This window comes from Agrobacterium leguminum, assembly GCF_015704895.1.
In the GTDB taxonomy this organism is placed as follows: domain Bacteria; phylum Pseudomonadota; class Alphaproteobacteria; order Rhizobiales; family Rhizobiaceae; genus Agrobacterium; species Agrobacterium leguminum.
In genome coordinates this window covers 118,992-140,887 of record NZ_JADQWB010000009.1, presented here as the reverse complement: position 1 = coordinate 140,887, position 21,896 = coordinate 118,992, and the positions used below count along the sequence as shown (strand labels likewise).

Sequence of the window (21,896 nt, the reverse complement as noted above, 5' to 3'; positions counted from 1 at the left end):
CGCGTTTGCATGTGGAAATAAAAAAAGCCCGCAATCGCGGGCTTTCTCATAACGACAGCGTCACTCAGCTTTCTTTGCGACTGCATAGCATAGCCGCTCCGTCACCCCGGACTAGATCCGGGGTCCAGCGCGATCAAGTCCTTGATCGCGGAAGACTCTTTCACGGCGCAGACGCGCCGTGGCTGGATGCCGGATCTAGTCCGGCATGACGGACGAGAGGCATCAAACCTCATCACATACAAAAAAGGCCCGCAGTTGCGGGCCTATTGTCTTCACGTCAGCGACTGCTCAGGCAGCCTTGCAGGCCTGAACCGCACCCGGCAGCTTGCTCCAGTCGGCATACCAGCTGTTGAACAGCTTGAACTGCGCCTCGACATAACCCCGCTGGCTGTCGGTCAGGGCGTCGGTTTCGTTGAAGTGCAGCGTGTATTCCTTGTCGCCCTTCAGCACCATCATGTGCTTGAAATAGAGAACCAGATCCGGGCCTTCATCGAAGGACGAGAGAACGGCGAGCGCCTGTTCCAGCTCCAGCGCGCGGGCGCGGGCATCGGCATCGCCCTTGGCGGCGGCCTGCGACAGCTTGCAGAGGTGAATGACTTCCTTCGGCAGAACATTGCCGATGCCGGTGATGGCGCCGGTGGCGCCGCAATTTACGAAGCCATGGAAGACGGCGGTATCGACGCCGATCATCAGGGTCACCTCGTCATCGCGGCTGGTGATGTTTTCAGCGGCGTAACGCATATCGGCCGGGCCGCCGAATTCCTTGAAGCCGACGAGGTTCTTGTGCTCGGCGCGCAGCGCGAAAAAGAGATCGGCGCGGGTGGCGAAGCCGTAATAGGGGCTGTTGTAGATGACGGCCGGGATTTCCGGGGCAGCCGAGAGGATGGCCTTGAAATGGGCCTTCTGGGCGGCGATGACCGAACCGCGCGACAGGACGCGCGGAATGACCATCAGGCCCTTGGCGCCAACCTTCTGGGCGTGGGCGGCATGGGCAACGGCAGATGCCGTGTTGACCGCGCCGGTGCCGACGATGACCGGAATGCCGGCCTTCACCAGGCGCTCCACGCCTTCCATGCGCTGCTCGTCCGTCAGGAGAGGCCAGTCGCCCATGGAGCCGCAATAAACGACGGCCGACATGCCATCGGCGATCAGTTCCTTGCCCTTGCGAACAAGCGCATCGAAATCAGGGGTGCGATCATCCTTGCAGGGGGTCATCAAGGCGGGAATCACGCCGGAAAAAATGCTGGCCGTCATTTCAAGCTCCTAAGGGACATGTTTTCGGGAATGGACGCACCTCCGCGCCACCCTTTCGACAAGGACATTACAATCTTGTATTTTATTTGTCGACAAGAAATCGACAAGCTACAGATTTATTTCCAGACGCTCGTTTCGCACCAGCAGTTTCTGCACCTGACGCACGATCTGTTCGGCATGCTCGCGGGCCAGTTTCTCGGAAAGAACGGTATCGCGCGCGGCAATCGCCGCGATGATCTCATCATGATCGTCGACGAAGCGCTTCGGCAAACGATCGTCATAAGACTGGTAATAAAGCCTGAGAATGCGTCGTCCCTCATCCAGAAGGCGCTTGAACAGGCTGGTGAAATAGGGGTTTCGACCGGCTTCGGCGATGGAAAGGTGAAGGGCGGCATTGGTGGAGATCATCGCCAGCGCATCCTGCTCTTCCACCGCAATGGCGAATTCCGCATTATGGGCGCGGATTCCGGCCAGATCCTCCGGACGGTGATATTGCGCGGCAAGCTGCGTCGTTACCCGATACATCAACACCAGCGCATCGAAATAGGTGTGCATGTTGAGGAAATCGATGTTCGACACCATGGTCGAACGGTTCGGCAGCGTATCGATCAGCCCCTCGCCCGAAAGCCGCACCAGCGCCTCGCGGATCGGCGTGCGCGACATCTTGAACCTTTCGGCAAGCTGCACCTCATCGATGGGGCTGCCCGGCGGCAGAACCAGATCGAGAATCTCGTCGCGCAGCAGATCATAGACCATCTTCACGCCGGAGCCGCGCTTGCGCTCGGCAGAAGCAATTATATCCGTCATCATCAAATCCCTCTTGTCGACATAAAGAGTACTATTATATTTTTTCCCGATCAACGCCGCGCAGCGCCGCAGCCTCTTCGAATGGCGGAATAATTGTTCAAAAACAACAAAAAGCCGTCGCGAAAATTGCCCGCGACGGCTTCAAACATGCGATTTGTGGCGTTGATGCTATTTATACGGCGTCGCCGCTTAAGAATGGATGATTTCCCTTAGAAGCGAAGAGCACGCCGCTTGTCTCTTCTCCCCGCCGGGGAGAAGGTCGCGGCAGCGGGATGAGGGGGCAAGAGTGGTGAGATACGGCAACGTTGCCCCCTCATCCGACCCTTCGGGCCACCTTCTCCCCGGCGGGGAGAAGAAACGCCCAGCAATGCCGCGCCTCCAACATCAATTGCGCAGGCCGGTGGCCACGACGGAAATCTTGAAAGCACCGTCCAGCGTCGGGTCGAAGGAAGCGCCCATCACCACATCGGTTTCTTCGCTCACCGCCTCGCGCACCAGCGTCATTGCCTCGTCGATCTCGTAAAGCGTCAGATCGTTGCCGCCGGAAATGGAAACCAGCGCGCCGCGCGCTTCCTTCAGCGACGGTTCGCCGAGCAGCGGGTTGGCAATGGCCGCGGCCGCCGCTTCCGAGGCGCGTTTTTCGCCCTTGGCCTGCGCCGTGCCCATCAGCGCCCGGCCGCCATTCTTCATGACATAGCGCACATCGGCGAAATCGAGATTGACCAGGCCTTCGCGCAGGATGAGATCGGTGATGCAGCGCACGCCAAGCGACAGAACCTTGTCAGCCGTCTTCAGCGCATTTTCGAAGGTCGTGCCGGCATCGGCAATGCGCAGCAGGTTCTGGTTGGGGATGACGATGACGGTATCGGCCGTGTTGAGCAGATTGGCGAAGCCATATTCGGCAGCCCGCATGCGGCGCGCACCCTCGAAGCTGAAGGGAAGCGTCACGACACCGACGGTCAGGATGTTCTTCGCCCGGCAGGCTTCGGCAATGACGGGGGCCGCGCCCGTGCCGGTGCCGCCGCCCATACCGGCGGTGATGAAACACATGTCATAACCGCTCAGGTGATCCATGATCTCGTCGAGGGAATCGATCGCCGCCTGCCGGCCGACCTCGGGATCGGCGCCCGCGCCAAGCCCGCCGGTCAGCTCGGAGCTGAGCTGCACGAGCCGCGGCGCATTGGTCTTCTTCAGCGCCTGCGCATCCGTATTGGCGGCGATGAAATCGACGCCGCCGATGCCCTCGGCAATCATGTTGTTGATCGCGTTGCCGCCACCGCCACCGACGCCGACGACGGCGATATTGGGCGTGTTGCGGGCAATGGTGGCGCGCGGAGACTGGGTCATCGTCTTATTCTCTTTCTAAACTCATAGGGTCCCGCGCCTTTTTTTGACCGCGGCACGCGAATGATCGGCAAGGTTCCAGCGCTTCCTCCCCGATGGGGAAAGAGGCTGTAACGCTTTGAATTTTCATGCCGGCCTTTCACCCCATAATGGCGAAAGAACGGTGTTCCAGGGGGCGAAAGATGCTCCACGGCGACGTTCTCCGACCCCTTCCCCGGATGAAAACCGAACCGAATCAACTGCTTCGCTCTTGAAAGGTGATAGCCGAAAAGGCACGCCGTTTACACTCCATTCACTATGTTTATCTCACTTTGGAACGAGTTACGCCGAGAAGTGTTTGCTTGCCGACCGCGCTGGAGCGGCGGGAAATAAAACGGAACCGGTCCCGCCGCTGCGGGTTTAGTTGAAGCCTCGGATGATCCGCAACCGCACTACAGTTTTCAATCCGATGCTCTGAAACACAGAATGGAGGCAGGCATATGTTGGCAGACGTCTTGCAAAACGAACCGGGTTTCCGCACGGAACAGCCGCGTGTGCTGATCGTGGAAGACGAATTCCTCATCGCCATGGATATAGAGGATTCCATTTTGCAGGCGGAAGAAGAGGCGGATGTCATCGGCATCGCCAACCGGCTGGAAGACGCCGTGGCGCTTGGCAGCCGTGCCGATATCGCCTTTGTCGACGTCAACCTTGCCGATGGACAGACCGGCCCGGAGATCGGTCGGCGGCTTTCCGAAGATCATGGCGTGGTGGTGATCTTCATGACGGCAAACCCCGAAGTCGTCGTCAATCTCGGCATCGGCGCCGGCGTGATCGCCAAGCCCGTGCCGCAGGATGCCGTGGAGCAGTGCCTCGCCTATGCCCTTGCCAAACGTGCAGGCACCCATGCCGTGACGCCCATCGGCATGATGGCTTTCGACTGAGATATTCCCTGAAGACAAAGATAAGACGCTGAAAACAAAAAAGCCTGCCGCGGGAGGAGGTGCGGCAGGCTTTTTGAAAAGATGAACAGCGATATGGGAGGAGGAAAACCGCTGTCCCCGGGGCAATCCTTTGGGAGGAGGAGTAGGATCACCCGCTTTACCAAAAGGATGTGGGAGGAGGTACATCCCTTTCGATGATTGGAAGATAGCATTTTTCTGCGCATTTGACAGGCATAAGCTTGCAGCACAGATATGCATTCAGTGCATGGCGACATCTATCGCCTGACGCCGAGAAAACCCCACCCTTCGGCTCGGACTTCCGCATCGCCGGATTATCTGGCGGATATTCGCGGTGAAAGCGTCCCATATCCCCCAAAACAAAAACGCCCGCTGAGCGGGCGTTTGGGCATTCAAAAGAGGCGATGTCGCCTTGATTACCTGCCAACGGCGGCGCGGGCGACGCTGGTGATCTGGCTACGATCGATACCGAGATCGTGCAGTTCACGGGTGCTCATACGGCCGAGTTCGTTGATGGTCTGACGATATTTGCGCCAGTTATTGAAGCTGCGTGCTACGTTCATGACATTACCCTTTCTGAGGTTTAGGTGACGTCAGTAACGTTTTCGTTCCGGCGTCCTTTGATGCCCCCTATATGCGCTTTTCGATGACGAATTAACAGGCAGAATAAGGCAATCCACCCATGCGCTGCGTGCACGGGTTCCAATCTGCGGCGTGCGAAAATGGGAAAGGCGGTTGAAATTTTGGCAGCGTGCGGGACCAGACCCTGTCCAACCGCCTAGAATTTGTAGCGGACGCCGAAGACATTGGCGTTCGTCGCGCCTTTCATGTTGCCGAGCGTCTTGCCGCCGCCGGAGCGGTGGTGAAGCCGCCAGAAGAATTCCGTCGAGGAATCCTCGCTGAAGGACACGTTGATCTCAGGCCCGAGATAAAACAGGACATTCGCGTTGCCGTTGTCCTTGATTTCCTGTTCCCGCTCGCGGCCGGGCTGCGCATCCGTCACGAGGCTCAGGCCTGCCGTGAAGCTCGGCGTGATGAACAGCCGTTCTCCGAGCCTGATCTGCTCGTAACGTGCAACCGGACCCGCCCAGACTTCACCCGTAAAACCCTTGCCGAACCTGGCGGCGACGCCGATTTCGCCACCGAGTTTCAGATTGCCGATATGGTAGGGATAGAACTGATAGCCGCCGCCCAGAATGGCATTGCGCTCATATTCCACCGGAATGAGAGCCGCACTTTTCAGCATGTCCTCTTTCGTCAGGGCGCCGCCGAAACCGAATATCGCTTCGCTCGTCTCCGATGTCATATCCTCCGACGCGAGAGATGGCGTTGCCGCCAGTGCTATCATGGCTGCCAGTGACAGACGTGCTGCAATATTCATTTTGCTACTCCTGAACAAAGCCCGCTTACCCAGCCGTCCTCATAGGCATATTCACGGAAGGCGAACATACCGTTACCGAACACAATTAATTCAACTTGCGCGGAAACAGGCGGAATCAGCGCAGGAACCGCCTGAAACGGCGAAGCGCGAAAACGAAAAGCGCGGAGCCGATGGCCAGCAGCGCCAGCAATTGCGGCCAGACCACATCCAGCCCCGCCCCCCTGAAAAGCACCGATTGCGCCAGTATGACGAAATGGGTGTTGGGTGCGAGAAGCATGATGTACTGGATGATATCAGGCATGCTTTCACGCGGCGTCATGGCGCCGGAGAGCACCTGCAGCGGCAGCAGGAACAGGATCAGCAGCATGCCGAATTGCGGCATGGAACCGGCCACCGTCGCAAGGAAGATGCCCATCGACGTCATGGCGAAGAGCTGCAAGGCCGTTCCGAACAGGAAGAGCAAGAGCGAGCCTTCGATTGGAATGGCGAGCAGGCCCCTGACGACGACGAACAGGGAAAATGCCGAGGCCACCAGCACGACAAGGCCCATGGACCAGACCTTGCTGAGCATGATTTCCAGCGGCGTGACCGGCATGACCAGCAGATGCTCGACCGTGCCATGCTCGCGCTCGCGAATGAGCGCCGCCCCCGTCAGCACGATCGACAGCATGGTGATGGCGGTGATGATGTTGTTGATCGACCCGAACCACGACTTGTCCAGCTCCGGGTTGAAACGGGAGCGTAGCGTCAGGTCCACCGGCACCGAAGTCGCACCGCGATAGCGGTTGATATATTCCTGAACTTCGCTCGTCACGATGCTCTGCACATAACCGCCGCCGCTGAAAGCCTGGCTCATGCGGGTTGCGTCGATATTAAGCTGGATGGCCGGCTGTTGCCCGGCCATCAGCCGGCGCTGGAAATCCGGCGGGATGTTGAGCGCGAAGGTATCGAGGCCCGCATCCATGCGCTTGTCCATTTCCGCAATGGAAATCTGCTTCGGCGGAGAGAAATAGGGCGGATAAAAAGCCGTGCTGATGCGGCCGGAAAGCGGCGACTGATCCTCGTCGACGATGGCGATGGCGGCATTGTTCAGCGTCTCCGGCAGCGCGCTGGAGCCGGTGTAGATCTGCAACGTGAAGGCATAGACGATGAGCAGCAGCAACATGCCGTCACGCGCAAGGCCGCGCAGTTCCTTGATGCCGAGCTGGAAGATGTTGGACGAAAACAGCTTCATGACGCCTGTTTCCTCAAAAGTGCGGCGCCGGCAATGAGAAGCAGCGGAATGGCAATGAGAAGCGGCAGGAACGAGCCGGAGAGCCCCGCGAAATCCAGCCCCTTGGAGAAGGTGCCGCGCGAAATGGTCATGAAATAGGTGGCGGGATAGATGTTGCCGATGAAGGCGCCCGCCCCCTGCAGCGACGAAACGGGATCGATCATGCCCGAATATTGCGTTGCCGGAATGAGCGTCAGCAAAGCCGTGCCGAAGATCGCCGCGATCTGGCTCTTCATGAAGGACGACATGAGAAGGCCGATGGAGGTGGCGATGATGACATAGAGCAGCGCTCCCGTCGCATAGGCGAGGTAACTTCCGGTGAAGGGCACCTGGAAGATGAAGATGGCGAAGGCCGTCAGAAGCAGGAAATTGAGCATGCCAAGAGCAACATAAGGAAGCTGCTTGCCGATCAGGAATTCCAGCCGCGTGGTCGGCGTCACGTAAAGATTGACGATGGAGCCGAGCTCCTTTTCCCTGACGACGCTGAGCGCCGCCAGCATGGCCGGAATGAGCATGAGCAGCAGCGGAATGACCGCCGGCACCATGGCGACGAGGCTCTTGACGTCCGGATTGTATCGATAGCGCGTTTCGATGCTGAAACTGCTCTGCGTCGCCGCGCTGCCGTAAATCTCGGCGGCCTTGCGCGCCAGCCATGTCTGGTGCATGCCCTGCACGTATCCTCGAACGGTTTCCGCCCGCTGCGGCATGGCGCCGTCGATCCAGGCACCCACCTCCACCGTCTTGCCGCGCAAGACATCCCGGCCGAAACCGGGAGGAATTTCGATGGCGAGGCTGAGTTCCCCGTCACGCATCCGCCGGTCCATATCGGCATAATCGCGGATCGGTTCCTTCTCGATGAAATAACGGGAGCCGACAATATCGAGCACGTAATCACGGCTGATGGTGGAATCGTCACGGTCCAGCACCGCGAAGGTCAGGTCCTCGACATCGAGATTGATACCGTAACCGATGACGAACATCAGGATGACGCTGCCGAGCACCGCCAGCGTGCCGCGAATGGGATCCCGCTGCAGTTCCAGCGCCTCGCGGCGCGTATAGCTGAACATGCGCCTGAAATCGAAAAACCGCTTACGATTGGATGCAGCATGTTGCGTCGTCGGCACCTGCGCTGCCGCAACAGGAGCGGCCGCAGGTTCCACCTTTTTCACGCCCGAAGCATCCTCGAGATAGGCGACGAAAGCCTCTTCCAGCGTTGCGGCATTGCGGCTCTTGGTAATCGCGTCAGGCGTATCGCTGATCAGCACCTTGCCGGCATGCATCAGCGAAATCCGGTCGCAGCGCTCCGCCTCGTTCATGAAATGGGTGGAGATAAAGATGGTGACATTGTCGTTGCGGGAGAGATCGGCGAGGATTTGCCAGAACCCGTCCCGCGCCACCGGGTCGACGCCGGAGGTCGGCTCGTCGAGGATGAGAATATCAGGCGAATGGATCATCGCCACCGCCAGCGACAGCCTCTGCCGGATGCCTAGCGGCAGGTCGTCCGGCAGCGTGTCCATGACGGCGCCGAGATCGAAACGTTCGGCCATTTCGGCGATACGCGGCTGAATGGTCTCTTCCGGCAGCTTGAACAGGCGGGCGTGAAGATCGAGGTTCTGCCGAACCGTCAGCTCGGAATAAAGCGAGAAGGCCTGGCTCATATAGCCGACGCGGTGACGGATCGCCATGTCGCTGGCATCCACCTTGTGCCCGAAAAGCTTGGCCTCGCCTTCGCTGGCGGCCAGAAGCCCGGTCAGCATCTTCATGGTGGTGGATTTTCCGCAGCCGTTCGAGCCGAGAAAGCCGAAAATTTCGCCGCGCGGAATCTTGAAGCTGACATTGTCGACGGCGGTAAAATCGCCGAAACGCATGCTGAGATGCGACGCCTCGATGGCATAGTCGCCCTCACCCGCCACCTTGCGCGGCGCGATATGCACCTCGCGGTAACCCTTGCGCTTTTCTTCCGGAAGAAGCGTGATAAAAGCGGCATCGAGATTGGGTGCGGAGGTGCGCTCGAGAAGTTCGGCAGGCGAGCCGGTGGCTAAAATCCTGCCGCCATCCATGGCGACCAGCCAGTCGAAACCGGCAGCCTCTTCCATATAGGCCGTGGCAACGATAACGCTCATACCCGGACGCCCGGCCCGGATGGAATCGATCAGTTCCCAGAATTGCCGCCGCGACAGCGGGTCGACGCCCGTGGTCGGCTCATCGAGAATGAGCAGGTCGGGATCGTGGATCAGTGCGCAGCAGAGCCCCAGCTTCTGCTTCATGCCGCCAGAAAGTTTCATCGCGGGGCGATCGGCGAAGGGCTCGAGGCCGGTGCTCTTCAGCAATTCGGCAATGCGCGCCTGCCGCTCTCTGCCGCCCTGCCCGAATAGCCTGCCGAAAAAATCGACATTTTCGAAGACGGACAGGGTGGGATAAAGGTTCTTGCCGAGACCCTGCGGCATATAGGCGATACGCGGGCAGGTATCCTCGCGGTGGCGCGGATCGGACATGTCGCCACCCAGAACCTCCACCTTGCCCTTCTGGATGGCGCGCGCGCCGGAGACGAGCGACAAAAGGCTCGATTTGCCGACACCATCAGGCCCGATAAGCCCGATCATCCGCCCGGCGGGGATCTCGACCGATATGTCGGCCAGCGCAATGGTGCTTCCGAAGGTCAACCGCACATCGGCCAATCGCGCGACCGATGCATGCCTGTCATTCGTTGCGGGAGACGCGACCATCGTGGCCACCGTCACTTGACGAGATTGCGTTCGAGGTTTTCCGGCCAGGCGGCCTGCGGATCTAGCCGGACATAGGCCATGCCGGGCAGCCCGGTTTTGACATATTGGATATATTTCTGCAGCAGCTCCTGCGGGATTTGCGCCCTCACCCGGAATGTCAGCTTCTGGCGTTCCTCTTCGGTCTCGACCGCTTTCGGCGTGAACTGCGCGACGTCGGCAACGAAGGAAACCTTGGCAGGGATGGTATATTGCGGGGCGGCGTCCAGTATCAGGCGAACGTCCGAGCCCATGGACGTGCGACCGGCCTCGGCCGTTGGCAGGAAGAACGTCATATAGACATCGCCGAGATCGACCAGGTTCAGAACCCGTCCACCGGCGGACAGCACCTCGCCGGGCTGGGCGATCCGATATTGCACGCGGCCATCGCGGGGCGATTTCAGCGTCGCATCGGCGATATCAGTCTCGATGCTTTCAATATCGGCCTGTGCGGCATCCACCGCCGCCTCGGCATCGACGATCTGCGCCTTGGCAGCGTTGATTGCGGCATCGGAGGCGGCAAGCGAGGCCTGCGCCGAGGCGAGCGTGGCGCGGGCGGACTGCTCGGCGGCCTCACTGTCATCGACGATCTGCTGCGAGACGGCGTTGCCGGTCAGCAGCTGTTTCGAGCGCGCATAGGTCTTGGAGGCGGAATCGAGCTGGGCCTTGCGCTGTTCCACCACCGCCAGCGCCGAGGTCTTTTCCGCCTCCCGCTGGGCGACGAGGCTGTGGGCCGTATCGATCGCTATTTTCGCGCGGCGAAACTGTGCTTCCGCCTGACGCTTCCTCGCCTCCAGTTGCGCCGTGTCCATCTGGGCAAGCACCTGCCCGGCCTTCACGAAATCGCCTTCACGCACCATGATGTCCTGAAGGCGACCGGCGGTTTTCGTGGAAATGTCGATCTCGACGGCCTCGATCCGGCCGTTGCTGGCCACAAATCCGGCGGGAAGTCCCTCACCCTTCAGCTTTGACCAGGAGAAATAGGCGACACCGGCAACAACCAGAATCACCAGACCAACGAGCAAGCCTTTTTTAGACATCCGTCTTCCCCATGAACCCTTCGAATTTCAACCCTAATACGATGAAACCGAAGAAGCCAGCCACCTTTGCGTTTAGTATTCGCACCCGACATTTCTCCTGTTGAGGGAGTGGGCCGGGGTATTGGCTGTTTAGGTGAGGGTCAGTTTTGCGGCTTTGACACAAGTCAAGTGCATGAGAGGTTTCGGGCAAAGGCTGGAAACGCCATGGGAACCATGCGCCGAAAGTGATGGGCAGCATGACATTCCCTCCGTCATGCTCGGGCCTGTCCCGAGCATCTGCTACCTATCAATTTTCGCTACGTGTTTGGATCCTCGGGACAGGCCCGAGGATGACGTCGAATATGGAGAGAGGCGCGTGTCGGTGAACTCGGCCGCAGACGAAACTCCCGCGACTTCCAATTACCGCACCCCCCGCATTCACACCGCCCGCGCCCGCTTCACCTCCACCTGCGTCCATTCCGGCAGCCAGTCGCGATGGGCCAGCAGCAGATCGTCCACCAGCGACCATATCTGGTCGAGATCCAGTTCCGCCGCCGTGTGCGGGTCCATCATCGCCGCATGGAAGATATGCTCGCGGTTTTCGCTCATCAGCGCCCGCACCGTCAGTTCCTGCACATTGATGTTGGTGCGCATCAGGGCGGTGAGTTGCGGCGGCAATTCGCCGATATAGGTGGGCTGCACGCCGTTATGATCGACAAGGCAGGGCACTTCCGCCGCGCAATCCGATGGCAGCGAGGTGATGCAGCCATTGTTGCGCTGGTTGCCGTAAATCACCGAGGGTTCGCCGGTCCAGACCGAGTTGATGATGGAGGAGGCGTATTCCTTGGATTGCTTGACCTCGATCTTTTCGGCCGAACGATAGGCTGCGGCCTGCCCCTTCCAGCGTTCGATCTGCTCGATGCAGCGCTTGGGATATTCATCGAGCGGGATACCGAATTTCTCGATCAGGTCCTCTCGCCCTTCCTTGATGAAATAGGGCGTATATTCGGCGAAATGCTCGGAGCTTTCGGTGACGAAATAACCGAGCCGCGTCAGCATCTCGTAACGCACCTTGTTGGGGCAACGCGGGTTCCAGCCGGGCTTCGGAGCCCGGCCTTCGCGGTAGCCGCGCACGAGGTCGGGATAAAGGTTCTTGTAGCTGCCATCCGGCTGGCGGTGTTCGAACTCCAGGAAGAACGCCATATGGTTGATGCCGGCCGAACGGTAGCGGATTTCCTCGTAAGGAATATCGAGATCGTGGGCGAGTTCCATGGCCGTGCCCTGCACGGAATGGCAAAGGCCGACCTGCCGGATCGTCGGGTATTTCTCCGCAATCGCCCAGGTGTTGATCGCCATGGGGTTCACATATTGCAGCATGATCGCATTCGGGCAGACGGCCAGCATGTCCTCGCAGATCTTCCACAGATGCGGCACGGTCCGCAGGCCGCGCATGATGCCGCCGACGCCGAGCGTATCGGCGATGGTCTGGCGCAGACCGTATTTGCGCGGCACCTCGAAATCGGTGACCGTGCAAGGCTCATAACCCCCGATCTGGAAGGCCACGACAACGAAATCGGCGCCGGCGAGCGCCTTTTTCTGGTCCGTATAGGTCTCGGCTTTCGCCTTTGCGCCAAGCGTCGAAATCAGCTTGTTGACGACGATGGCGCTTTCTTCCAGCCTTTCACGGTTGATGTCCATCAGCGCGATGGTGGCGCCCGAAAGGGCCGGACGCTGCAGCACGTCGCCGATGATGTTCTTCATGAACACCGTGGAGCCTGCGCCGATGAATGTGATCTTGGGATCTCTTGCCATATCTACCTCCAGCATTGGGAATTCAAGCGATTTCGAAGGCGGCCCGTACAAGCCGCTGAGTATATTCGGTTTTCGGATTTGTCAGCACATCCTCGACAGGCCCTTGCTCGACGATCTGCCCGCGCTGCATGACGATGACGCGGTGGCAGAGAGCGCGGACCACTTTCAGGTCGTGCGAAATGAACAGGTAGCTCAGGCCCCGCTCATCCTGCAGCTTGCGCAGGAGATCGATGATCTGCGCCTGCACGGAAAGATCGAGCGCCGAGGTCGGCTCATCGAGCAGGATGAATTCCGGCTCCAGCGCCACCGCACGCGCAATGGCGATGCGCTGGCGCTGACCACCGGAAAATTCGTGCGGGAACCGCGAGAGGATATTGCCGGGCATACCCGCCGCCTCCAGCGCGTCGCGCACCCGCTCCAGCCTCTCGGCCTTGGTTCGCCCAAGGCCGTTGATGATGAGGCCTTCCTCGATGATCTGGCCGATGGTCATGCGCGGATTGAGCGACGCGAAGGGATCCTGAAAGACGATCTGCATACGCGAACGCAAAGGCCGCATTTCGGCGCGGGAGCGGCCATCGACCCTCTCCCCGTCAAAGATCACCTCTCCGGCCACCGGGTCGTTCAGCCGCAGCAGGGATTGGCCGAAGGTGGTCTTGCCGGAACCGGATTCACCGACAAGCCCCAGCGTCTCGTGCCGATTGAGGGTAAGCCCCAGACTGTCGACGGCGATCAGCTCCTTCAGTTCCGGTTTGAACAGGCCGCCGTAACGCATCATGAAAGAGACCCGCACGCCATTCGCCGTCAGCAGCACGCCGGAATTTTCCGGCAGCGGCTTTGCCGTGCCATGCGGTTCGGAGGCAAGCAGCTTTTTCGTATAGGGGTGCTGCGGCGCTTCGAAGAGCTTTTCCGTGGTGTTGTGCTCACGCATCTCGCCGTGCTGCATGACATAGACGTAATCGGAAAACTGCTTCACGATCGTCAGGTCATGGGTGATGAGGACCACGGCCATGCCGCGCTTCTTCTGCAAATCGCGGATGAGGTTGAGGATTTGCGCCTGTACCGTCACATCGAGCGCGGTGGTTGGCTCATCGGCAATCAGCACATCCGGATCGTTGGAAAGCGCCATGGCGATCATCACACGCTGCCGCTGGCCGCCGGACAGCTGATGCGGATATTGCTTCAGCCGCGCTTCCGGTTCGGGTATCTGCACCTGCCGCAGAAGATCAAGCGCCCTCGCCTCGGCCTCTTTCCGGCTGAGCTTCGAATGAACACGGATTGCCTCGACGATCTGGCTGCCGATCGTATAGATCGGATTCAACGAACTCATCGGCTCCTGAAAGATCATCGAGATGCGGTTGCCGCGCAGCGCCCGCCGCTGGCGGCTGGAAAACTTCAATATGTCGTCGCCGTTGAAACGCACGGTCGCGGATTTCGCAACGGACGCCCGCTTCGTCAACAGCCCCATGATGGTGCGGGCCGTGACGGATTTTCCCGAACCGGATTCGCCGACGATGGCAATCGTTTCGCCCCGGTAAAGCTGAAAAGAAATGTCCTTCACCGCCTCCACCGTGCCGTGCTCCACCCTGAAGGTCACGGCGATGTTGCGCGCATCGATGATGGCGTCGTCATTTCGGTCATCGGCATCGAAGCGGATGGCGGGCGCGTAAGTGTTGTTCTGTGCAGCAGCAACCATATTACGCTCCTCTCAATAGGGATCGACGGCATCGCGCAGACCATCGCCCAGCGCGTTGAAGGCGAAGACTGTGACCAGCACGAAACCAACAGGTGCGAGAATCCAGGGATAGGAACCGATGACGGAATAGGTCGCCGTATCCTGCAGCATCAACCCCCAGGAAATCAGCGGCGGCTTGACCGCAAAGCCGAGGAAACCGAGAAAGGATTCGAGCAGCACGACGCTCGGAATATGCAGCGTCACGGCGACGATCACATGGCTCATCACATTCGGCAGGATGTGCTGGAAGATGATGCGCCGGTCCGTGGCCCCGACGGCAATCGCCGCCCTTACATAATCGATACGCGCCAGCGCCAGCGTCTTGCCGCGCACCTCGCGCGACATCTGCGCCCAGCCGAGCGCCGACATGACGCCGACCACGAAGACAAGGAAAACGGTAGTGGGTGCGGTTACCGGAATGAGCGAGGTCAGTGCGAGGTAAAGCGGCAATTGCGGGAAAGCCAGAACCACTTCCACGAAACGCTGCACCCAGGCATCCAGCGGCCCGCCGAAATAGCCTGATATCAGCCCGACGCTGGTGCCGATGACGGTGACGATGGCGACAACGCTAAGCGCGATGGCGAGCGAGATGCGTGAACCGTAGATGGCGCGCGAGAGTACGTCTCGTCCGAACTTGTCGGTGCCGAGAAAGTGCACCGGCTGGCCGTCCGTCGAGCCGAAGAAATGCCGGCTCATCGGGATGAGACCCAAAAGCCTGTATTCCGCGCCTTTGACGAAAAGGCCGAGATAGACGGGATTATCATAGTCCGGCCCGACGATGGGCTGGAAGGTGATCGGATCGAGCTCTTCCGTCTCGGCGATGGCGTAGACCCGCGGCGCGAGGCTGATATTACCGTCCTTGTCGGTGAAGCGCACCACCTGCGGCGGCGAGAAGCTGCCATGGGTTTCGAGCGGGTTCATCGGCGCGAAGAAATCCGCAAAGATGGCGATCAGGATCAGCAGCGTCACCAGCACCAGCCCGACCATGCCGGTGAAGGAGCGTCTGAGACGCCGCCATACCAGCGCGAGATAGGTCTCGTTGCCATGGGCGGAACGGTCGGGTTTTGCAGTGGCGGCGGTTTCGGTCTTCATCTCGTCAAACGCCATCATCTCAGGCCCTCCCGAATTCGCGGACGCGTGGGTCGAGCATGGCGAGCAGCATGTCGGCGATGATGTTGCCGACGATCAGCGTGGCGGCCAGCACCATCATGAAGGTCGCGGTAACATAGACATCGCCCACTGCCATGGAGCCGACAATGGCCGGGCCGACGGTCGGCAACGCGAAGATGATCGCGGTTTCGATCTCACCGCTCAGCATGTAGGGCAACACCACGCCCTGATACATGACGAGCGGGTGCAAGGCGTTCGGGACCGCATGGCGCATGATGACCGCACCCTCCGAAAGCCCCTTGGCGCGCGCCGTCTCGACATATTGCGCGTTCAGCGTATCGAGCAGATTGCCGCGCATCACCCGCATATTATAGGCCAGCCCACCGAAGACGGCGATGGCGACCACCGGCCAGACATGGCTGACGAGATCGACGAATTTGCCCCATGACCATGGCGCACCGCCATATTGCGGCGAGAAGAAGCTGCCGATCTCAGACACGTCGAAATGAAACACCATGAGATAGACGAGGATCAGCGCCATCAGGAAGCGCGGGATCGTCATACCGAGGAAGGCTATGGTCGACAGCAGGTTGTCGACCCAGGAATATTGCCGTGTAGCCGCCCAGATGCCGAAGGCGATACCGAGAACCGATGCAAAGATGTGGCAGACCAGCGCCAGCGCAATGGTGCGCGGCAGGCGTTCGCCAACCACATCGGCGACCGGCTTGTTGTAATAGAAGCTGTAGCCGAAATCGCCACGGGTGACGATGCCGCCGATCCAGTTGAAATATTGAATGACGAGCGGCTTATCGAGGCCGTGTTCGACACGATAGGCCTGCGCCTGCGCTTCTGCCTGTTCGAAAGACGCGCCGCCCTGGTTCATCAGCTGCGAGCGGATGTAATCGGCATAATCGCCGGGCGGTGCCTGAATGATGGCGAAGGTCACCACGCTCAGGATCAACAGCACCGGAATGGCGGAGCCTATGCGTATCGTCAGGAATCTCAGCATCGAACGGTTTTCCTCCGTTTGGGCGGGCCGTGATGGATACGGTCCGCCGGGTGCCTCCGGCCGCGCTTCACGCGCGACCGGTACCGGGTGTTCTCCGGGAGGAGTACTTCAAGATATTCGCATTTCCAGACGGGAAACCGGGGTCCAGTTTTACCGGAAATGCTTTAGTTGATCGGCCCGCCCTCACCCGGCTTGCCGGGAAGCTGCTGCGGGAAGAGTTCGTATTTGCCCTGCTTATCCGCCGCGACCCAAAGGCGTTCGCGAATGATGGAATCTTCGGCCCAGTTGAACATGAAGATCGGTGTGCCCTGCGGCACATTCGAGAACCGCTTGTTGACGATCAGCGCGCCGGGATATTCTGTGAGACCGATCGTATAGAGGTTCTGCGTATAGACCTTCTGATACTGCTTCATCAGTTCCGCCCGCTCGGCATTGTCCTGCGAGGAGATGAACTTGCGAACGATGTCGGCCATCTCCTTCTCGAACGGCATCAGATCGAGTTCCTTGCCTTCGGGCGAGCGGTGGTTCCAGCTGGTGCGCGGGCCGACAGGGGCAAGCTGCTCGGTATTCTGCACCACGGACGAAAGCTCGGTGGAATTGCGCCGCACCAGCCAGTCGAACTGCCCGCCATAATGGGCGGCATCACGCTGGTTGGAATCGAGACTGTTGATGACGACGCGCAGGCCGAGTTTCGCCATCTGGCCAACAAGACCTTCCGCAAGGCTCTTGTCCGTCGCGTAACCGTTATTGACGAGAAGGGTAATTTCGACATTGCGGCCACCCAGCGTTTCCTTCGGGAAATTCAGGAAACCATCGCCGTCCGTATCTTTCAGGCCGATCGAGGCGAGTGCGGCCTTGGCGGCCTCGAGGTTGAAGGGATAATAAACCGTGGAGGCGCGGTCATAGAAGCTGGTGCCAGACGAAATGCCGCCCGGATAGATCGCCGTGAACGGCCCCTTCACCAGCGAGTCGCCGACCGCCTTGCGGTCGATGGCCGATGTGACCGCCTGACGGAACACCTCGTTGCGATTCAGCTCGCGAATGGCCTGCCCGCGCTCATCCGGATTGCCCCAGCCATTGGCGGAAAAATTCATCTGCAGATTATAGCCGATGAGACGGGGGCCGAAGGCGAGACGTGCCGGCGCATTGGGGTCGGCGGCGCGTTTCAGCGAGGCGACGAAATTTTCCGGCTGTTCGAGATTTGAGAAATCGCCCGATCCCGCCACAGCCTGCACATCGCGGTCAGCCCAGGTGGAGAGCTTATAATGGACCTCGTTGAGATAAGGCAGCTGCTGACCCCTCTCATCGACCTTCCAGTAATAGGGATTGCGCCTCAGCACGATGATGTCATCGGGACGATAAGCGACCGGCACCCATGCCCCCATGACCGGCATGTTCATATATTCCGGCGGGAAAGCGTTCTTGAACTGATTGTAGGTGTTCTTGGAATATTTCGGATGCTGCGGTTTCAGAATATGCGACGGCCCGGGGCAGAAGCTCGGATAGGCCATGGTATAGAGATATTGCTTGGGAAAGGCGCTCTTGAAGGTCCACTCCACCGTATAATCATCAACCTTCGTGAGCGTCGTTCCCTCACCGAAAGCCTCGGGCGATGCGCCGCCGCCAAGCGGTGAAACATTGGGATCGACGACGGCATCTTCCCAATAGAACATCACGTCATCGGCGTTGAAGGGCTCGCCATCAGACCATTTGGCGCCCTTGACGAGATGCATCGTCAGCTTGTGGCCATCCTCGGACCATTCCCAGCTTTTGGCGAGATTGGGCAGCGGTTCTGTGTCCTTGGCATCCACCTGAAAGAGAGGTGCGGTGCGCGTCAGGCATTCGGAAAGGGCGATATCGATGCCGCCCCAGCCCTGGCTCTGGCCGGCAATATAGTTCCAGCCCTCGGGCCGGCCGCCCACCACATGGCGCATCGTATCGCCGTAAACGCCCATACCGTCGGGCATATTGCCGGTCTTGTAGACCAGCGGTTCTTCCGGCAGGCGCTCCTTCAAGGGCGGCAGCTTGCCGGTCTTTTCGAATTTCTCGCTGACCCAGTCAGGCTCGCTGTAATCAGGCAGCGCCTTGAATTCGAGGATCGAGTCGCGCGCCACATAATTGATCTTGCCTTCGGCCGGAAATTGCGGCGGCTCCGGCGGCGTGGCGGTCTCGAAGGCATTCGCATTGAGTGCGATCATCGAAACACCGAGACCCAGTGCCGAGATGATACCGATCCTGCGTTGAAGTAACATCGTCATTCCTCCCAAATGGCAGCTCTTCGACCGCCCACCCTCTGTGATCGTTCTGGCCGTGGCGACGAACTCCCTTCCGCCGCCCGGCCTGTTCCCATGCCTTTTCCTTCAAACAGCCTTTTTCAGCGCCGATTTTTCGGCCCGCAGTTCTTCGATGGAGCGCACATTGCGGCGGGCGGCACCGGCCCAGTCGCGGGTCTTGACGCTGGATTTCGCAAGCCGCTCCTTCGCCGCCGGCACGGCATCGGCATATTGCGGCAGCCAGCGGGCCTGCGCGACGACCATCTCATCCACCATCTGCCAGACCTCCTCCGGCGTGGCGACGGCGCCGACCAACGGATCGTGCAGCACGGCGAGCTTCAGAAGATCGATATCGCCGCTCACCGCCGCATGGACAGACATGCGTTGCACGTTGATGGACGCCATGCAGGTGGCTGCGCAGGCTTCCGGCAACGTTATGCCCGAGACCATATTGATGCCGAAACGGTCGACGAAACCGGGGGATTCGATGATGGCGTCCGATGGCAGATTGGTGATGACGCCATTGTTCTTGACGTTGAAATGGCCGCGATAGACACGCCCCGTCTCAAGTGCCTCCAGAATATGGCTTGCATGTTCATTGGAGCGCTTCGCCGGGTCGATGGGCTTGGCGGCGGAGGCAAGAAACTGCGGAAACTCGGTTTCGAACCAGTTGCGCGTTTCGGTGGAGTGGCGGAGATAACCGCCGGTTTCCCCGTGAATCCAGTCGGACATATCGATCCAGCGGGCGATTTCCTCCGGCCGCTTGCGATACCACGGCAGATATTCGGAGAGATGGCCGTTGCTTTCTGTCGAATAGACGCCGAACCGCTTCAGCACGTCGATGCGCAGTTTCTCCTGCTGCGAGAAGACCGGATGCGCCTCGAAGGCGGCGACCAGCTCGTCCTTGCCGATCTTGCGACCGTTGAGCCTCAGATCGATGAACCATGTCTGGTGGTTGATGCCCGAGCAGATGTAATCCAGCTCGGACACGCTTTTCGCACCGAGAATTTCGGCGATCTGTTCCGCGCCGTGCTGCACGCCGTGGCAGAGACCGACCGTATCCACCTTGCCATATTCGATGGCTGCCCATGTATTCATCGCCATGGGATTGGCATAGTTCAGGAATTTTGCACCCGGTGCGGCGACTTCGCGGATATCCTTGCAGAAATCCAGAATGACCGGAATGTTGCGTTGACCGTAGAGAATGCCGCCGGCGCAGATCGTGTCGCCCACGCACTGGTCGATGCCGTATTTCAGCGGAATGCGGATATCGTCCGCATAGGCTTCCAGCCCGCCGACCCGCACGCAGCTGATGATGTATTTCGCGCCCTCCAGCGCCCGCCTGCGGTCAGTATCGGCCGTCACCTTGACGGGGAAACCATTGGCCTCGACGATCTTTTCGAGGATCGCCCTGATCATATCCAGATTGTGCTGGCTGATATCCGTCAGCGCGACTTCAATATCGCGAAACTCCGGCACACACAGGAGATCGGTGAACAGTTTTTTCGTGAAACCGACGCTGCCTGCGCCAATAATAGCGATTTTGAAACTCATAACGCCACCTCTGTTGCAAATCGAACGGGTGAAACGGGCCGAAGGATCGTAAATATGGCACCACAGAAAAATACCCGTAAGAATCCCGGAAAACCGGCCTTACTCCCAATTTTTCAGCAGCAATATCCCGCTGGCTGTCTCCTCGGATCGGGATTATGCGTATAATATCGGTGAGGACCAGAGAAGGATTATGCTTTCATGGGTAATTTTGTGCTGCGAGATTTGATCGATCAGGGACCCGGCATGCGAACAGTCTCGCTGCCGCGCGGCCGCCAGACGCTGCACACCATGCCGACCAGCAGCGGCTATGAAATCCGCAGCGGCGGCAATTACGACTGGGACGGGCGCAAACGCGGCCAGACGCCTTTTACCGTGCTACAATATTGCATCGCCGGACAGGGCAACCTGCGTTACGAGAACCGCCATTATGTGGTGAGGCCGGGCGAAACCCTGCTGCTGCTCATACCGCACAATCACCGCTACTGGCTGGAAGACGGCAAAGAATGGGAGTTCTTCTGGATTTCCATGAATGGCGAGGAAGCCCTGCGCATTCACCGCAATATCCTCTCCGTCACCGGCCCGATCCTCAAACTCCAGCCCGAAACCGTGGATCATCTTGCCGAATGCTGCTCGCGCCTCGTCAATGGCGCGGAAACGCCAGGCGCCGCCTCCGCCGTCGCTTATGAAGCGGCGATGACGCTTTATGACGATGTCTTCGGCTCTCATCCTTCTTTTGGCGGTGAATATCGCACCATGCAGCAGGTGCTGAGCTACATAGACAGCCATCTCGGCGAACGGCTTTCGGTCAGCGACCTTGCGGCGGTAGCAGGCCTTAGCCGCGCGCATTTTTCCCGCATCTTCGCAGCGAGCGAGGGCCTGTCACCAGCGGAATTCGTGCTGCAGCGACGCCTGCGGCGGGCAGCCAAGCTTCTCACCTCGGCTGCCAACCTTCCCATCAAGGAGGTATCGGTGCTGTGCGGTTTCGAGGACCCGAACTATTTCTCCAAGGTTTTTCGCAGGCTCTACGGCACCAATCCGAGCGAATTCCGCACCACCGGCATGTATGCGAGTGTGCGGCAGGGCTGAACGACAACACGACTTCGTTTTGACATGTTTCAGGCGATTAAGGATGGGCGTTGCACCCTTATTGGAGACCCGCCGAGGTGAAGAGCATAATCCGGACGATCCTCGTTTTCCCGCTTCGGGCGATCATCGTTTTCGCCCTGATCCTGGACGGCATTTTCCGCCCGCTCTACCGGCCCGTCATCAGGGCCATATCCGGGCTGACATTCATCAAGCGACTGGAAAGCCGGATCGCGCGATTGCCGCGTCTTGCCATTCTCCTTTGCCTCGCCGTGCCCTTCGCCATCGCCGAACCGATGAAGATCATCGGTCTCGTCCTCATTGCCCATGGCGCCGTCAAGGTGGGGCTGGTTCTGACGGTCCTCGCTCATCTCGCGACATTCCTGATCGTCGAGCGCATTTATCACGCCGGCCGGGAAAAACTCCTCACCTATCCCTGGCTCGCATGGATCATGCGCTATGTGCGTTTCGCGCGGTCGTTTTACGATCGCTTCAAACTTGCGGCACTGAACTGGGTCAGGCTCCGGCTTCTCGCGCAATAG

17 protein-coding genes are annotated in these 21,896 nt (G+C 59.5%); 3 read left to right on the top strand and 14 right to left on the bottom strand.

Annotation, left to right across the window (positions count from 1 at the left end):
- Positions 1-288: 288 nt before the first annotated feature.
- From I3J13_RS15250 to ftsZ, 3 genes are all read right to left on the bottom strand, one after another.
- Positions 289-1,254 carry a dihydrodipicolinate synthase family protein gene (locus tag I3J13_RS15250; RefSeq protein WP_142846053.1) on the bottom strand — a complete coding sequence of 322 codons (966 nt, stop codon included), beginning with the start codon at positions 1,252-1,254 and terminating at the stop codon, positions 289-291.
- Between the two features lie 108 nt (positions 1,255-1,362).
- Complete coding sequence (locus I3J13_RS15245; RefSeq protein WP_031234148.1) at positions 1,363-2,061, bottom strand: GntR family transcriptional regulator; 699 nt, start codon at positions 2,059-2,061, stop codon at positions 1,363-1,365.
- Positions 2,062-2,445: 384 nt separating this feature from the next.
- The gene (gene ftsZ, locus I3J13_RS15240; protein WP_003521714.1) at positions 2,446-3,408 is read right to left on the bottom strand and encodes a cell division protein FtsZ; all 963 of its coding nucleotides are present in this window, start codon (positions 3,406-3,408) and stop codon (positions 2,446-2,448) included.
- 476 nt (positions 3,409-3,884) lie between these two features.
- On the opposite strand from ftsZ, the gene I3J13_RS15235 reads away from it, so the two are divergent.
- Complete coding sequence (locus I3J13_RS15235; RefSeq protein WP_059756315.1) at positions 3,885-4,328, top strand: response regulator; 444 nt, start codon at positions 3,885-3,887, stop codon at positions 4,326-4,328.
- Between the two features lie 434 nt (positions 4,329-4,762).
- Here the strand turns inward: I3J13_RS15235 and I3J13_RS15230 are convergent, their stop codons facing one another.
- From I3J13_RS15230 to melA (I3J13_RS15180), 11 genes are all read right to left on the bottom strand, one after another.
- Positions 4,763-4,909, bottom strand: coding sequence for a DUF1127 domain-containing protein (locus I3J13_RS15230; RefSeq protein ID WP_003521716.1), 147 nt, complete (start codon positions 4,907-4,909; stop codon positions 4,763-4,765).
- A gap of 215 nt (positions 4,910-5,124) precedes the next feature.
- Positions 5,125-5,727: a hypothetical protein gene (locus I3J13_RS15225; RefSeq protein WP_168208234.1), complete on the bottom strand. Its 603-nt coding sequence runs from the start codon at positions 5,725-5,727 to the stop codon at positions 5,125-5,127.
- 115 nt (positions 5,728-5,842) lie between these two features.
- A complete protein-coding gene (locus tag I3J13_RS15220) occupies positions 5,843-6,961 on the bottom strand; it encodes an ABC transporter permease (RefSeq protein ID WP_420867944.1) in 1,119 nt (372 codons plus the stop codon).
- Positions 6,958-9,726 carry a ribosome-associated ATPase/putative transporter RbbA gene (gene rbbA, locus I3J13_RS15215; RefSeq protein WP_196379338.1) on the bottom strand — a complete coding sequence of 923 codons (2,769 nt, stop codon included), beginning with the start codon at positions 9,724-9,726 and terminating at the stop codon, positions 6,958-6,960. The genes I3J13_RS15220 and rbbA overlap by 4 nt, the downstream gene beginning before the upstream one ends.
- 11 nt (positions 9,727-9,737) lie before the next feature.
- Positions 9,738-10,802, bottom strand: coding sequence for an HlyD family secretion protein (locus I3J13_RS15210; protein WP_196379337.1), 1,065 nt, complete (start codon positions 10,800-10,802; stop codon positions 9,738-9,740).
- A 417-nt stretch (positions 10,803-11,219) separates the two neighbouring features.
- Positions 11,220-12,593 (bottom strand): alpha-glucosidase/alpha-galactosidase, encoded by a 1,374-nt coding sequence (gene melA, locus I3J13_RS15205; RefSeq protein WP_080853436.1) that lies wholly within the window; start codon positions 12,591-12,593, stop codon positions 11,220-11,222.
- 22 nt (positions 12,594-12,615) lie between these two features.
- Entirely contained in the window at positions 12,616-14,286 is a 1,671-nt protein-coding gene (locus I3J13_RS15200; RefSeq protein WP_196379336.1) for an ABC transporter ATP-binding protein, read from the bottom strand.
- A 12-nt stretch (positions 14,287-14,298) separates the two neighbouring features.
- A complete protein-coding gene (locus tag I3J13_RS15195) occupies positions 14,299-15,435 on the bottom strand; it encodes an ABC transporter permease (RefSeq protein WP_196379335.1) in 1,137 nt (378 codons plus the stop codon).
- Position 15,436: 1 nt separating this feature from the next.
- Positions 15,437-16,444 carry an ABC transporter permease gene (locus tag I3J13_RS15190; RefSeq protein ID WP_196379334.1) on the bottom strand — a complete coding sequence of 336 codons (1,008 nt, stop codon included), beginning with the start codon at positions 16,442-16,444 and terminating at the stop codon, positions 15,437-15,439.
- Between the two features lie 164 nt (positions 16,445-16,608).
- The gene (locus I3J13_RS15185) at positions 16,609-18,696 is read right to left on the bottom strand and encodes an ABC transporter substrate-binding protein (protein WP_196379333.1); all 2,088 of its coding nucleotides are present in this window, start codon (positions 18,694-18,696) and stop codon (positions 16,609-16,611) included.
- Positions 18,697-18,804: 108 nt separating this feature from the next.
- The gene (melA, locus tag I3J13_RS15180) at positions 18,805-20,271 is read right to left on the bottom strand and encodes an alpha-glucosidase/alpha-galactosidase (RefSeq protein WP_196379332.1); all 1,467 of its coding nucleotides are present in this window, start codon (positions 20,269-20,271) and stop codon (positions 18,805-18,807) included.
- Positions 20,272-20,469: 198 nt separating this feature from the next.
- Between melA (I3J13_RS15180) and I3J13_RS15175 the strand changes: the two genes are divergently transcribed.
- Together I3J13_RS15175 and I3J13_RS15170 are read left to right on the top strand one after the other, a co-directional pair.
- Positions 20,470-21,357: an AraC family transcriptional regulator gene (locus I3J13_RS15175; protein ID WP_196379331.1), complete on the top strand. Its 888-nt coding sequence runs from the start codon at positions 20,470-20,472 to the stop codon at positions 21,355-21,357.
- 77 nt (positions 21,358-21,434) lie between these two features.
- Positions 21,435-21,896 (top strand): hypothetical protein, encoded by a 462-nt coding sequence (locus I3J13_RS15170; RefSeq protein ID WP_059756285.1) that lies wholly within the window; start codon positions 21,435-21,437, stop codon positions 21,894-21,896.